Genomic DNA, 12,128 nt, shown 5'->3' with positions numbered 1-12,128 from the left:
AGGCGCGGGGCCGCGACCTCACAGGGGCTTTCATCTCCCCCGCGGGGCGGAGGCGGGATCTCTGACGTGTGGGGGATCCGCGATGCGACCCCCGTGTGACTCCCCTCTCCCCCGTGGGGAGAGGGGACGGGTGAGGGGCTCTACGTGGAGGGCGTGGCGTTCCCGCGCTCCCGCAGGTCCACCCGAATCCGGGCCGCCACCTCCCGCCCGATGGCCTGTCGCCGCCCTCCCACCGAGATGGTCAGCGGCCCGTTGAAGGGCGCGATCTCCTCCACGTCCACCGCGGCTCCGGGCACCAGCCCCAGCCCTGCCAGGTAGGCCACCATGGCCGAATCCTCTTCGGGAATCGCCGCCACCCGGCCCCGCGTCCCCGGGCCGGCGTCCAGCAGGGTGTGAGATGGAGGTGGTTCGGAACTCTCGCCGGGGATGGGCAGGCCGTGGGGGCAGGTGCAGGGGTGGCCGAGGACGTCCGCCAGGCGCGCCTCCACCTCCTCGCTGATGACGTGCTCCATCTTGCACGCCTCGTCGTACACCCTGGGCAGATCCAGGCGGAGCACGTCGGTCAGCAACCTCTCGGCCAGCCGCAGCCGGCGCACCACCTTGGTGGCCCGCTCCAGACCCGCGGGGGTCAGGTGGAACCCGTCCTCTCCGGCCCCGCGGACCAGCCCCTGGTGCTCCAGCCGCCGCAGCATCTCCCACGCCGAGGGGGTGGCCACGCCCATGAACTCGGCGACTTTGGAGGCCGTCACCGGCGGGGCCGCCTGCTGGACCGTGTACACCGCCTTCAGGTACATCTCGACGCGCTCGGTTTTGGAGATGTCGTGGGTGGTCATCGGCACTCGGCGCAGATGCCGCGGAACACGATCTCGTGGTCGGTGATCACGAACCCCTGGCGCTGGTCCGGCGGGACGTCCAGGGGGCCGGGGTCCACGAACACGTCGCGGGTCTTGCCGCACTTCACGCACACCACGTGGTGGTGGCGGCGCGGGTCCACGCACACCCGCATCCCGCCGGTGCCCACGTGCAGGGCCCGGATCACCCGCATCGCCGCCAGTTCTTCCAGGGTGCTGTAGACGGTGCGCAGGGACAGGGTGGGCATCTCCCGGGCCGCCCGCACGTACAGCGCCTCGGCGGTCGGGTGGTCTTCCTGCAGGCGCTCGATCAGCCTGAACAGCAGGGCGCGCTGTGGGGTGACCCGTCGGCCCCGGGCGCGGAACGCCTGGGCCAGCTTCGCGGCGGTTATCATCGCGTCAGGGTTCCTGACAACGCTTGTTAGGATGCCGTCGCTGCGGCAGGAAAACCCCCGGTGGATGCGGGTTTTTCACGCCTCCTCCAGTTAACCACCCCCCTGTTAGGCCTGTCAATCAGTCCCCAAATGGATTGACGGAACTCAGGTATTAGGCTAGCCTGATCGCGCTTTTCGACCGCCGGTACCCGGGGAGGAGGATATGGGAGCTGCCCTGCTCGTCACGCTGCGGGAGGGACTGGAGGCTGCCCTGATCGTGGGCATCATCCTGGCGTACCTGGCCAGGACCGGCCATCGGGCCAAGTTCGGCCTGGTGTGGACGGGGACGGGACTGGCCGTGGGGGTGAGCCTGCTGGCGGGCGCGGCCATCTTCCTGACCGCCGGGCAGCTGGAAGGACGCGTCGAAGAGATCTTTGAGGGGACCGCGATGTTCACGGCTGCCGGCGTGCTGACCTACATGGTCTTCTGGATGCGCCGGCAGGCCATCAACATCCGCGCCCACCTGCAGGCCCAGGTGAGTACCGCCCTGGCGCGGGGATCCTCGACCGCCCTGGTCCTGCTGGCGTTCGTCGCCGTGGGGCGGGAGGGGATCGAGACGGCGCTGTTCATGTTTGCGGCGGCCCAGAGCGCCACGGCGCTGCAGACCGTCGCCGGCGGGGTGCTGGGGTTGGGAACGGCGGTCTTGCTGGGCTACCTGCTGTACCGGGGAACCTATCGGCTCAACCTGCGGGCGTTCTTCAACATCACCAGCGTGCTGCTGCTCCTGTTCGGCGCCGGCCTGCTGGCCCACGGCATCCACGAATACCAGGAGGCTGGCCTGCTGCCCGTGATGGTCGAACAGGTCTGGGACACGAGCCGGATCCTGTCGGAAAAGTCGGTGGCGGGCAGTCTGCTGGGAGCGGTCTTTGGCTACAACGCCAACCCGTCTCTGCTGGAGGTGCTGGCCTACGGGCTGTACCTGCTGGGCGTCGGGTGGGCGTACTTCCGGCCACCCACCGCCCGTGAGCTGGCCGCCCACCACGCACGCGCCTAGGGGGTTCCAGCGGCGCCGGGCGCCCGTCGAGCCGTGACCACCGACGAGATCATGGCCGTGGCGCTGCGCCTGGCCGGGTGGGATCGGGTGCCCGGAGACTCGGCGGTGTTTGTGCCTGGAGACCGCATCCGCCGGGCGCTGTTCGGGCTGGACGTCGGCGTGGCCGAGCTGCAGCTGGCGCGCGCGCTGGGCGCCGATCTGGTCATCGCCCACCACCCGCCGGCTCCGCCGGCCGGCGCCTGGCAGGTGTTCTCCCGGCACGTGGAGTTCATGACCGCCGCCGGAGTCCCGGCCGAGGCGGCGCAGGAGGCGGTGGCCGAACGCCTGGAAGCGCTGCGGCTGCGGGCCCACGTGGCCAACACCGACCACGTGCCCTCGGCCGCCCGGCTGCTCCGGATGCCGTTCATGAACATCCACGCGCCGCTGGACGAAGTCGGGCGCCGTCGGGTGGTCGAGGTGGTGGACGCCGTGCTCCGCGCGAGTCCCGCCACCGCCGGGGATCTCGTGGACGCGCTGGGGGCGCTCCCGGAGGTGCGGGCCGCCCCGGTGCCGGTCCGCCTGGCCCTGGGCGACCCCGGCGCGCCGGTGCGCCGGGTGGTGGTGGCCCACGGCGCCTACACCAACGGCGGCTACCCGGTGGCCCGCACCTGCTTCGCCCACGGGGTGGACGCGGTCATCTACCTGCACATCGACTTTGCCGACCTGCAGCGTCTGCGGGCCGACGGCCGCGGCGTCCTGATCCTGCTGGGGCACTTGGCCGGGGACTCCCTGGGGTTCACCCCGTTCCTGGCCGAGCTGCGCCGCCGCGGTCTGGAGGTCGTGACCTTCAGCGGGGTGGTGGAGCCCCATTAGGTGTCGGGAGCCGGGTCTCCAGCCGGGGGCGTCGTCCCGTGGCGGCCCGGGACCGTCAACCCCAGGCGGGTCAGTTCACCTTCAACCTCCAACCTCCCTCCGTAGGCGCGAGGTTCCGCATCCCGCGCCCCTTCCTGGTACAATCACCTGTGTGATGGCACCCCGCCGACCCTGGCTGCTGGACCTGCCCGGACGCACGCCCTACGCCGAGGCCTGGGCGCTGCAGAAGCGCCTGGTGGCCGCGCGCCAGCAGGACCGGATCGGCGACGGCCTCATCCTGCTGGAGCACCCTCCGGTGATTACCATGGGCCGCTCGGCCCGCGCCGAGCACCTGCTGGTGCCGCGGGAGATTCTCCTCCGGCAGGGGTTTGAGGTCTACGAGGTGGAGCGCGGCGGCAGCGTCACCTACCACGGCCCGGGCCAGCTGGTCGGCTACCCGATCCTGCACCTGACGACCTTTGACGTGGTGGGCTTCGTGCGCGCCCTGGAGGAGACCCTCATCCGCACCCTGCGCGGCTACGGCATCGACGCGGCGCGGCTGGCGGGCTACCCGGGCGTGTGGGTCGGCGACGCGAAGATCGCGGCGGTGGGGGTGGCCGTCAAACGGAAGGTCACCATGCACGGCTTTGCCCTCAACGTGGACCCCGACCTGTCCCGCTTTGCCGTCATCAACCCGTGCGGCCTGGGCCGGCCGGTGACATCCATGGCGCGGCTCCTGGGCCGGCCGTGCGCCGTCGACGAGGTGCGCCCGGCCTACCGGCGGGCGTTCTGCGAGGTCTTCGCCCTCGACCTGGAGCCGGCGACCGCCGACGACCTGGACCGCGCCCTGGCTCCCGACGCCGGACCGGCGGTGCCGGCCTGATGCCCGTGGCCCGCCGTCGGTTTGAGACCCGCGCCATCCACGAGGGCCAGCCGCCCGACCCCGCCACCGGCGCCGTCATCCCGCCCATCTACCAGACGTCCACCTTCGCCCAGTCGGCTCCCGGCGTCCACAAGGGATACGAGTACAGCCGCACAGCCAACCCCACCCGCACGGCCCTGGAGACCTGCCTGGCGTCCCTGGAGGAGGCCCGCTACGGCCTGGCCTTTGCCTCGGGGATGGCCGCCCTGACCACGGTGGGGTACCTGCTGAACCCCGGCGACCGGGTTCTGGCCCCCGACGACGTCTACGGGGGCACGTACCGGCTACTGGTGCGGATCCTGCGCCGCTACGGCGTCGAGTCCGCCTTCGTGGACATGACCGACCTCGGGCAGGTGGAGTCGGCCCTGCGAGCGCACCCCCGGCTGGTGCTGGTGGAGACCCCCACCAACCCGTACCTGAAGATCCTGGACATCGCCGCCATCGCCGAGCGGGCCCATGCCCGCGACGCCCTGGTGGTGGTGGACAACACCTTCGCCTCCCCTTACTTCCAGCGGCCCCTCACGCTGGGCGCGGACATCGTGGTCCACTCCACCACCAAGTACCTCGGCGGCCACAGCGACGTGGTGGGCGGGGCGGTCCTGACCAACAGCAAGGACATCTACGAAACCCTCAAGTTCCACCAGAACGCCGCCGGGGCCGTGCCCGGGCCGTTTGACTGCTGGCTGGTCCTGCGGGGCATCAAGACCCTGGCGGTGCGCATGGAGCGCCACGCCCGCAACGCCCGGCTCGTGGCCGAGTTCCTCCGGGGCCACCCCGCGGTCCGCCGGGTGTTCTACCCGGGGCTGCCCGACCACCCCGGCCACGACCTGGCCCGGCGGCAGATGACAGGGTTCGGGGGGATGGTGTCGTTCATCGTGGCCGGAGGGGGCGCGGCGGCGCGCGCCGTGGCCTCCGCCACCCGGGTGTTCACCCTGGCCGAGAGCCTGGGAGGGGTGGAGTCGTTGCTGGACCACCCGGCCAGCATGACCCACGCCAGCCTGGCCGGGTCGCCCCTGGAGGTGGACGAGGGACTGATCCGCCTGTCGGTGGGATTGGAGCACCCGGATGACCTGATCGAAGACCTCCGCCAGGCCCTGGCCCGGGCCGGCTGAGCGTTCCGCCGGGGCCGCCCCGCCTGCGGTCTGCCCTCCCGCCGGGCCGACAGTGTAGACTGGTCACGAGGAGGCGACGGACCCGTGCCGACCGTGTACGTTCCCACGCCGCTGCGCCGGGTCACCGGCGGCCAGAGCACGATCCGGGTGGCGGGGGGCACCGTGGGCGAGGTGCTGGAGGCCCTGGACCGCCAGTACCCCGGCATCCGCAGCCAGCTGTGTGACGACAGCGGCCAGGTGCGGTCGTTCATCAACGTCTTCGTCAACGGCACCGAGATCCGCCAGCTGCAGGGGCTGGCGACCCCGGTGCGGGACACCGACGAGGTGTCCATCATCCCCGCCATGGCGGGCGGGGAAAGCGGGTCCCGGATCCCGGACCCCGCCGCTCAGGGAGGACCGCCGTGCCCCGCAAAGTGACCGCCGCCTCGCGCCGATCGCGCCGCCGCGCCCGGCCCCACGAGGAGATCTACGACACCGTCCTGGACGTCGTCGGCCGCACGCCCCTGGTGCGCCTGCACCGGGTGACCCGGGACGTCCGGGCCGAGGTGGTGGCCAAGCTGGAGTTTCTCAACCCCGGAGGGTCGGTGAAGGACCGGATCGGTCCGGCCATGATCGCCGACGCCGAGCGCCGGGGACTGTTGCGGCCCGGCGGCACGATCGTGGAGGCCACCTCCGGCAACACGGGCGTGGGACTGGCCATCGCCGCCGCCGTGCGCGGGTACCGGACGGTCTTCGTGATGCCCGACAAGATGTCCGAGGAGAAGATCCGGCTGCTGCGGGCGTTCGGCGCGCGGGTGGTGATCACCCCCACCGCCGTCCCCCCCGACGACCCGCGGTCGTACTACAGCGTGAGCCGTCGGATTGCCGAGGAGACTCCCAACAGCTTCTACGCCAACCAGTACGCCAACCCGGCCAACCCCCGGGCGCACTACGAGACCACCGGCCCGGAGATCTGGCGGCAGACCGGCGGGCGGGTGGACATCCTGGTGGCCGGCATGGGCACCGGCGGCACCATCTCGGGGGCGGGCCGGTACCTCAAGGAGCGCAATCCCCGCGTGCGGGTGGTGGGCGTGGACCCGGTGGGCTCGGTCTACTACGACTACGTCCGTACGGGCCGCCTGCCCGAGCCCCGCACCTACAAGGTGGAGGGCATCGGGGAGGACTTCCTCCCCCAGACCATGGACTTCGGGGTCGTGGACGAGGTGGTCCAGGTCTCGGACCGGGAGGCGTTCCTGATGACCCGCCGCCTGGTGCGGGAGGAGGGGCTGTTCTGCGGGGGCAGCAGTGGCGCGGCGGTGGCCGGGGCGCTCAAGTACCTGCGGGGCCTGCCCGACGCCGGGGCCGGCCTGCGGGTGGTGGTCATCCTGCCCGACTCGGGGTCCCGCTACCTGTCCAAGATCTTCTCCGACGACTGGATGCGCGAGCACGGCTTTCTGGACGTGGAGCGGGGGACGGTGGCGGACCTGGTGCGCACCCGGCGCCTGCCCCTGGTCACCGCCGCCCGCACCGACCCCATCAGCGACGTGATCGCCAAGATGAAGCAGTACGACGTCTCCCAGCTCCCGGTGCTGGAGGACGGGCGCCTGGTGGGCATGGTCAGCGAGGTGGACGTGCTGCGCTACCTGCTGGACCCGTCCCACCGCCCCGACGACCCCATCCAGCCCCTCATCGACCCGGCGCCGCCGGTGGTGTCCCCCGACACGCCCGTTGACGCCCTGGCCGACATCTTCCTGGCGGCCGGCGCCGTCGTGGTGGTGGACCACGGGACGGTGGTGGGGATCGTCACCAAGATCGACGTCATCGACCACCTGGCCCGCCGCCCCTGAATCCCGCCGGCCGGTGCGGATCCCTGATCCCGCCCTCCCCGAAGAGGTGTGCTGCCGGGCCGGACTGTATAGACTAGTGACGTGATCGCCGAGACGGGTGACGTGATCGCCGATGGCTGACCCGACCCGAGCCCACTCCGCCGTCCGCCTGCCCGCCGGCGCGGCGCTGCCGGATCTGCGGATCGTCGCCCGGGACCAGGTGCATCTGCACGAGGAGTGCGACCCCGGCCGGGTGGCGCGCCTGGTGCAGAGGCTGCGCGCCGATGGCGTGCTGCGCAACCCCCCGGTGGCCGCCCCCCTGCCCGACGGCGGCTTCGTGGTCCTCGACGGCGCCAACCGCACCCGCGCCCTGGCCGAGATGGGCGCCCCGGCGGCGGTGCTGCAGGTGGTGGACTACCAGGACCCCCAGGTGCGTCTGGAGGTCTGGCACCACCTGCTGGTGGAGGCCGCCGACCTCCCCGCCCAGCTGGCCCGCCGCGGCCTGCCGGTACGCCCCGTGCCTGCGGACGCGGTCGCTCGCTGGCTGGGGGAGCGCGCCGCGGCCTGCTGCGTGATCACCCGCGCCGGCGCCTACGCCGTGACCCTCTCCCCCGAGAGGCTGCTGGCCGCGCTGCTCCTGGAGGTGGTGGACACCTACAAGGGCGCCAACCGGATCTACCGGGTGGCGGAGTCGGACCTGGACGTGCTGGAGCGGGAGTACGGCGCGGTGGGCGCGCTGGTGGTGTTCCCCCGCTTCACCAAGGAGGACATCCTCCAGATCGCCGGCGGCCCGGCCAAGCTGCCCACCGGCATCACCCGCCACCTGATTCCCGGCCGGGCCCTGCGCCTCAACCTGCCCCTGGCGGTGCTCACCGACGCCCGGGACCTGGAGGCCGCCAACCGCTGGCTCGCCGACGAGATGCGCCGGCGCCTGCTGGAGCACCGCGTACGCTACTACCCCGAGCCGGTCTTTCTGCTCGATGAGTAGTCCGCTGCCCTCGGCCCGCCCGGCCATCGCGTCCGCCACCACGTTGCTGGACGCCATCGGCCACACCCCTCTGCTGCGCCTGATCCGCCTCGCCCGGGACCTGCCCCCGTCGGTGGAGGTCTACGTCAAGGCCGAGTGGTTCAACCCGGGCGGGTCGGTCAAGGACCGCCCCGTGCGCCAGATCATCCTGGACGCCGAGCGGGACGGCCGCCTCACCCCCGACCGGATCATCCTGGACTCCACGTCGGGCAACGCCGGGATCGCCTACGCCATGATCGGCGCCGCCCGCGGCTACCGGGTCCACCTGGTGGTGCCCGGCAACGTCAGCGAGGAACGGCGGCGGATCCTGGCCGCCTACGGGGCGGAGGTGGAGTATACCGACCCCCTGGAGGGGTCCGACGGCGCCATCGTCGTCGCCCGCCGGCTGTACGAGGCCGGGCGGGACCGCTACTTTTACGGAGACCAGTACAACAACCCCAGCAATCCCCGCGCCCACTACGAGACCACCGGCCCGGAGGTCTTCGCGCAGACCGGCGGCCGGATCACCCACTTCGTGGCGGGCCTGGGCACCTCGGGCACGGTGATGGGCGCCGGCCGCCGCCTGCGGGAGATGCGCCCGGGCGTGCAGGTGGTGGCCGTGGAGCCCGACAGCCCCCTGCACGGGATCGAGGGCCTCAAGCACATGGCCAGCGCCATCGTGCCGGGGATCTACGACCCCACCGGACACGACCGCACGATCTCCGTCCGCACCGAGGTGGCCTACGAGATGGCCCGGCGCCTGGCGCGGGAGGAAGGGCTGCTGGTGGGCCAGTCCGCCGGCGCCGCCGTGGCGGCCGCCCTGGAGGTCGCCCGCGACCTGCGGGAGGGGGTGATCGTCGCCGTGGCCCCCGACGGCGGCGACCGCTACCTGTCCACGCCCCTGTGGCGGTTCTGACCGCGCCTCCCCGGACGGGGAAGGCCAAACGGAGGACGCTGGGTCGGCCGGCGGACTCCGCCCGGATCCCTGCTCCCGGATCGCGAAGTCCACTTGACAGCGTCCCCTGCTCCTGCTAGCAGTAATCTCAACCACCATGGTGAGCGCGGCGCTTCGTCCCGGACATGCCCGCCACTTCCCCCGGGGGTGCATCTGTCCCCGCCCCACGGGTCTGCTGCGGCAGGCCCGTGGGGTCTTCCCGCAGCCGGCGGAGGCTGCCGCGCGCCCCGTCCGCTAGCTTCGACCCACTCTCGGGCACCAACCTGACGGCCGCGACCGCCTCCGCCACCCGGACCTGGGCGTCCGGATGACCCGGAGAGGAGGGAACGGCGATGAGTGGATACGCGCATCCCGAGGTGCTGGTGGAGCCGGAGTGGCTGCAGGCGCGCCTGTCTGATCCGTCGGTCCGCATCGTGGAGGCCGACGAGAACCCCGAGCTGTACGCCGACGGCCACATCCCCGGCGCCATCCGGCTGCACTGGAAGGACGACCTGCAGGACCCCGTCATCCGGGACTGGGTGCCCCCGGACCGCTTTGCCGCCATCGTGGGCGAGCGGGGGATCGGCCCCGACCACACCGTGGTCTTCTACGGGGACCGCAGCAACTGGTTCGCCACCTACACCTTCTGGCTGTTCACGTACTACGGCCATCGCGACTGCCGCATCCTCAACGGCGGGCGCGACCGCTGGCTGCGGGAGGGCCGCCCGGTCAGCCGGGAGGTGCCCCGGCACCCTCCGGCGGCGTATCCGGTGCCGGTCCCCGACCGGTCCGTCCGCGCCTATCGCGACGAGATCCTCCGGCGGCTGGGCCAGCCCCAGGTGGCCCTGGTGGACGTGCGTTCCCCCGACGAATACGCCGGCCGGCTGCTGGCCCCGCCGGCGTACCCCCAGGAGGGAGCCCAGCGGCCCGGCCACATCCCCGGCGCCGCCAACATCCCCTGGACCCAGAATGTCCGCGACGACGGCACCTTCAAGCCCGCCGACGAACTGCGCCGGCTGTACGAGGGCCAGGGTATCCGGTCCGACCAGGAGGTGATCGCCTACTGCCGCATCGGCGAGCGGTCGTCCCTGACCTGGTTCACCCTGCGGTACCTGCTGGGCTATCCCCGGGTCCGCAACTACGACGGCTCGTGGACCGAGTGGGGCAGCCTGGTGGGTGCGCCCATCGAGCGGTGAGGAGGTGAAGGAGGTGGCTCAGGACGGACGGCAGATCACCTACGACGCGGTGCTGTACGCGCTGGGCGCCCTCCTGGGCGACCTGGCCTCCTCCGGAGTCGGCGCCCGGCTGGCGGAGGAACTGCACCGGGAGTTCGGTCGCCACCTGGCCGAGTACCTGCGCGAGCGGGGCATCACCTACCAGACCGGCCCCTCTCCCGAGGATTCGGTGCGGAGCATCCTCACCATGTTCCTCGAGCGCCTGGAATTCGCCCGGCTGGAGAAGGCCGAGCCCACCCCTGACCGGGGGACCCACGGCGTGTGGCGGGACCTGCTCGGCACCGGGGCCTACGCCGCCCTGGCCCGCCGCTATCCCGACCCGTTCCTGTCCTGCCCCCTCAACGCGGTGATCCGTTACGAACTGGCCAGGGTCGGCCACACCCTGCGCGTGCACGGCTGCTCGGCGGACCCGGCCCGCCGGCTGCTGGAGTCGTGGGAGGAAGTCACGCCCGGACTGCGCTTCCTGGCCGCACCCGCTGCCGCTGGGTGATAAGACGCCCATGCGCGACCGTGCGGCGCCTTCGCGCCTGACCTCCCTGCTGGGTCCGCCGCCCGACCGGGTCGCTCCGCGCGGCCTGGGACCCCGGGGCCTGTACCCGCCCGCGGGCGGAGGCTGGCCGGTGGATTACCAGGTCCTGGAGCGCGGCCAGGTGTGGGCCGACGGTGTCGAGGCCCTGTACGTCCAGGCCCGCCAGCGCCAGTGGGACGCCGACCGGGACATTCCCTGGCCGGCCGCCCGGGGCGTCCCCGAGCCCCTGGAGCGCGCCCTGTGCACCGTCCTGACGTGGATGGTCCAGCAGGAGATGGCGGCCTGGTACATCCCGGCCAAGTTCGTGCCGCGCATTCACCCGGCGTATCTGGAGCCGGTGCTGTTCCTGTCCACCCAGGTGGTGGATGAGGCCCGCCACGTGGAGGTGTTCGTCAGGCGCCTGTTCAGCAACGGCGTAGGCTACGTGGGCACCTACCCGGCCACCGAGGCGTCGCTGCTGGGCCTGCTCCGCCAGGAGGAGTTCGACAAGGCGTCGTTCCTGCTCCACGTTCTGGGCGAAGGGACGTTTCTGGACCTGTTCGCGTTCCTGCGCCGGATCGCCCCCGACGAGGCCAGCCGGGCCATCTTCACCCGCTCCCACGAGGACGAGGCGCGCCACGTGGCCTACGGGACCGGGCGGGTGCGCGTGCAGCTCAGCCAGGACCCCCAGGCGGTGGACCGGTTCGTCCAGGCGCTGGAGGAGCGGGTGGCATTCGCCCGGGAGGTGTCGGGGATCCCGGACGAGATCCAGGAAGCTCTGGCCGTCCTGGCCGGCGGCGCCCCCCAGGGGCCGGCATTCGTGCGCGGGGTTGACAAGGTGCGGGCGTTCGTGCAGGAGCTCCAGGAGGTCCGTGTGCGCCGCCTGGTCGGCAGCGGTTTTCCCGAGCCCGCGGCCCGGCACATCGCCGATCTGCACGCCCGGGCTGCCGGCAACGCCATGTAAGGGAGGCCGCGTGGACCGTCCGCTTCCTCCGCCCGGCCCCAGCCGTGCCGCCGGTCGCCTGGCGTTCGACCCGCAGGCGTTCCGGTGGCCGCAGGTACCGGCGGAGGTCTACAAGTTCGCCACGGGTGACGCCCGGGGCATGGGCTGGCGGGGGGTGGTACGCGTCACCTTGGCCGGTCCTCCGGCGGTGCCGTCGGTGTTCGAGCTGCGCTACTTCGAGATCGCCTCGGGGGGCTACTCGAGCCTGGAAAAGCACCGCCACCCCCATCTGATCGTGGTCCTGCGGGGCCGGGGCCGGGCCCTGGTGGGGGACCGCGTCGTCGACCTGCGCCCGTTCGACCTGCTGCGGGTGCCCCCGGGCGTCCCCCATCGGTGGATCAACGAGGCCGACGAGCCGTTTGGCTTTCTCTGCCCGGTGGACGCACAGCGGGATCCCCCGCAGCCGGTCTCGGACGCCGAGTGGGAGGCCCTGCGGGCCAACCCCGCCACCGCCCCCTACGCGTTCTGACCGGGACCTCCGACGCCCACGGCC

The 12,128-nt window shown here is 72.3% G+C and carries 14 protein-coding genes; 12 read left to right on the top strand and 2 right to left on the bottom strand.

The genetic code is table 11. The features are described from left to right. Positions 1–140: 140 nt before the first annotated feature. Complete coding sequence (locus RB150_00250; protein MDQ7818972.1) at positions 141–833, bottom strand: metal-dependent transcriptional regulator; 693 nt, start codon at positions 831–833, stop codon at positions 141–143. Further along, positions 830–1,246, bottom strand: coding sequence for a Fur family transcriptional regulator (locus RB150_00245; GenBank protein ID MDQ7818971.1), 417 nt, complete (start codon positions 1,244–1,246; stop codon positions 830–832). Before RB150_00245 ends, RB150_00250 begins: the two co-directional genes overlap by 4 nt. Positions 1,247–1,448: 202 nt before the next feature. Between RB150_00245 and efeU the strand changes: the two genes are divergently transcribed. The 12 genes from efeU to RB150_00185 all read left to right on the top strand — a co-directional run bounded on the left by efeU (position 1,449) and on the right by RB150_00185 (position 12,104). Further along, positions 1,449–2,279, top strand: coding sequence for an iron uptake transporter permease EfeU (gene efeU, locus RB150_00240; protein ID MDQ7818970.1), 831 nt, complete (start codon positions 1,449–1,451; stop codon positions 2,277–2,279). A 33-nt stretch (positions 2,280–2,312) separates the two neighbouring features. Continuing rightward, positions 2,313–3,131: a hypothetical protein gene (locus RB150_00235; protein MDQ7818969.1), complete on the top strand. Its 819-nt coding sequence runs from the start codon at positions 2,313–2,315 to the stop codon at positions 3,129–3,131. 154 nt (positions 3,132–3,285) lie between these two features. Continuing rightward, positions 3,286–3,993, top strand: a complete 708-nt coding sequence (gene lipB, locus RB150_00230) for a lipoyl(octanoyl) transferase LipB (protein MDQ7818968.1) — start codon at positions 3,286–3,288, stop codon at positions 3,991–3,993. After that, positions 3,993–5,144 carry a cystathionine gamma-synthase gene (locus RB150_00225; protein MDQ7818967.1) on the top strand — a complete coding sequence of 384 codons (1,152 nt, stop codon included), beginning with the start codon at positions 3,993–3,995 and terminating at the stop codon, positions 5,142–5,144. The genes lipB and RB150_00225 overlap by 1 nt, the downstream gene beginning before the upstream one ends. 84 nt (positions 5,145–5,228) lie before the next feature. Then, positions 5,229–5,561: a ubiquitin-like small modifier protein 1 gene (locus RB150_00220; GenBank protein MDQ7818966.1), complete on the top strand. Its 333-nt coding sequence runs from the start codon at positions 5,229–5,231 to the stop codon at positions 5,559–5,561. Next, positions 5,546–6,970 carry a cystathionine beta-synthase gene (locus RB150_00215; protein ID MDQ7818965.1) on the top strand — a complete coding sequence of 475 codons (1,425 nt, stop codon included), beginning with the start codon at positions 5,546–5,548 and terminating at the stop codon, positions 6,968–6,970. The genes RB150_00220 and RB150_00215 overlap by 16 nt, the downstream gene beginning before the upstream one ends. Positions 6,971–7,082: 112 nt before the next feature. Beyond that, positions 7,083–7,937, top strand: coding sequence for a ParB N-terminal domain-containing protein (locus RB150_00210; GenBank protein MDQ7818964.1), 855 nt, complete (start codon positions 7,083–7,085; stop codon positions 7,935–7,937). Continuing rightward, positions 7,930–8,871, top strand: a complete 942-nt coding sequence (locus RB150_00205; protein ID MDQ7818963.1) for a pyridoxal-phosphate dependent enzyme — start codon at positions 7,930–7,932, stop codon at positions 8,869–8,871. Before RB150_00210 ends, RB150_00205 begins: the two co-directional genes overlap by 8 nt. A 371-nt stretch (positions 8,872–9,242) precedes the next feature. Continuing rightward, positions 9,243–10,085 (top strand): sulfurtransferase, encoded by an 843-nt coding sequence (locus RB150_00200; GenBank protein ID MDQ7818962.1) that lies wholly within the window; start codon positions 9,243–9,245, stop codon positions 10,083–10,085. A gap of 13 nt (positions 10,086–10,098) precedes the next feature. Next, on the top strand, positions 10,099–10,614 hold the full coding sequence (locus tag RB150_00195; protein ID MDQ7818961.1) for a hypothetical protein: 516 nt from the start codon (positions 10,099–10,101) through the stop codon (positions 10,612–10,614). Between the two features lie 10 nt (positions 10,615–10,624). Further along, a complete protein-coding gene (locus RB150_00190) occupies positions 10,625–11,596 on the top strand; it encodes a ferritin-like domain-containing protein (GenBank protein MDQ7818960.1) in 972 nt (323 codons plus the stop codon). A 10-nt stretch (positions 11,597–11,606) separates the two neighbouring features. After that, positions 11,607–12,104 carry a cupin domain-containing protein gene (locus RB150_00185; protein MDQ7818959.1) on the top strand — a complete coding sequence of 166 codons (498 nt, stop codon included), beginning with the start codon at positions 11,607–11,609 and terminating at the stop codon, positions 12,102–12,104. Positions 12,105–12,128: the final 24 nt, after the last annotated feature.

It is taken from the genome of Armatimonadota bacterium (assembly GCA_031081675.1).
In the GTDB taxonomy this organism is placed as follows: domain Bacteria; phylum Sysuimicrobiota; class Sysuimicrobiia; order Sysuimicrobiales; family Kaftiobacteriaceae; genus Calidihabitans; species Calidihabitans tengchongensis.
This window is presented reverse-complemented; position numbering and strand designations above follow the sequence as displayed.

Excerpts from the sequence above, each read along its gene's own strand:
- RB150_00250 (MDQ7818972.1), bottom strand. The coding sequence starts at position 833 with ATGACCACCCACGACATCTCCAAAACCGAGCGCGTCGAGATGTACCTG.
- RB150_00210 (MDQ7818964.1), top strand. The coding sequence starts at position 7,083 with ATGGCTGACCCGACCCGAGCCCACTCCGCCGTCCGCCTGCCCGCCGGC.
- RB150_00225 (MDQ7818967.1), top strand. The coding sequence starts at position 3,993 with ATGCCCGTGGCCCGCCGTCGGTTTGAGACCCGCGCCATCCACGAGGGC.
- efeU (MDQ7818970.1), top strand. The coding sequence starts at position 1,449 with ATGGGAGCTGCCCTGCTCGTCACGCTGCGGGAGGGACTGGAGGCTGCC.
- RB150_00245 (MDQ7818971.1), bottom strand. The coding sequence starts at position 1,246 with ATGATAACCGCCGCGAAGCTGGCCCAGGCGTTCCGCGCCCGGGGCCGA.
- RB150_00190 (MDQ7818960.1), top strand. The coding sequence starts at position 10,625 with ATGCGCGACCGTGCGGCGCCTTCGCGCCTGACCTCCCTGCTGGGTCCG.
- RB150_00200 (MDQ7818962.1), top strand. The coding sequence starts at position 9,243 with ATGAGTGGATACGCGCATCCCGAGGTGCTGGTGGAGCCGGAGTGGCTG.
- lipB (MDQ7818968.1), top strand. The coding sequence starts at position 3,286 with ATGGCACCCCGCCGACCCTGGCTGCTGGACCTGCCCGGACGCACGCCC.
- RB150_00205 (MDQ7818963.1), top strand. The coding sequence starts at position 7,930 with ATGAGTAGTCCGCTGCCCTCGGCCCGCCCGGCCATCGCGTCCGCCACC.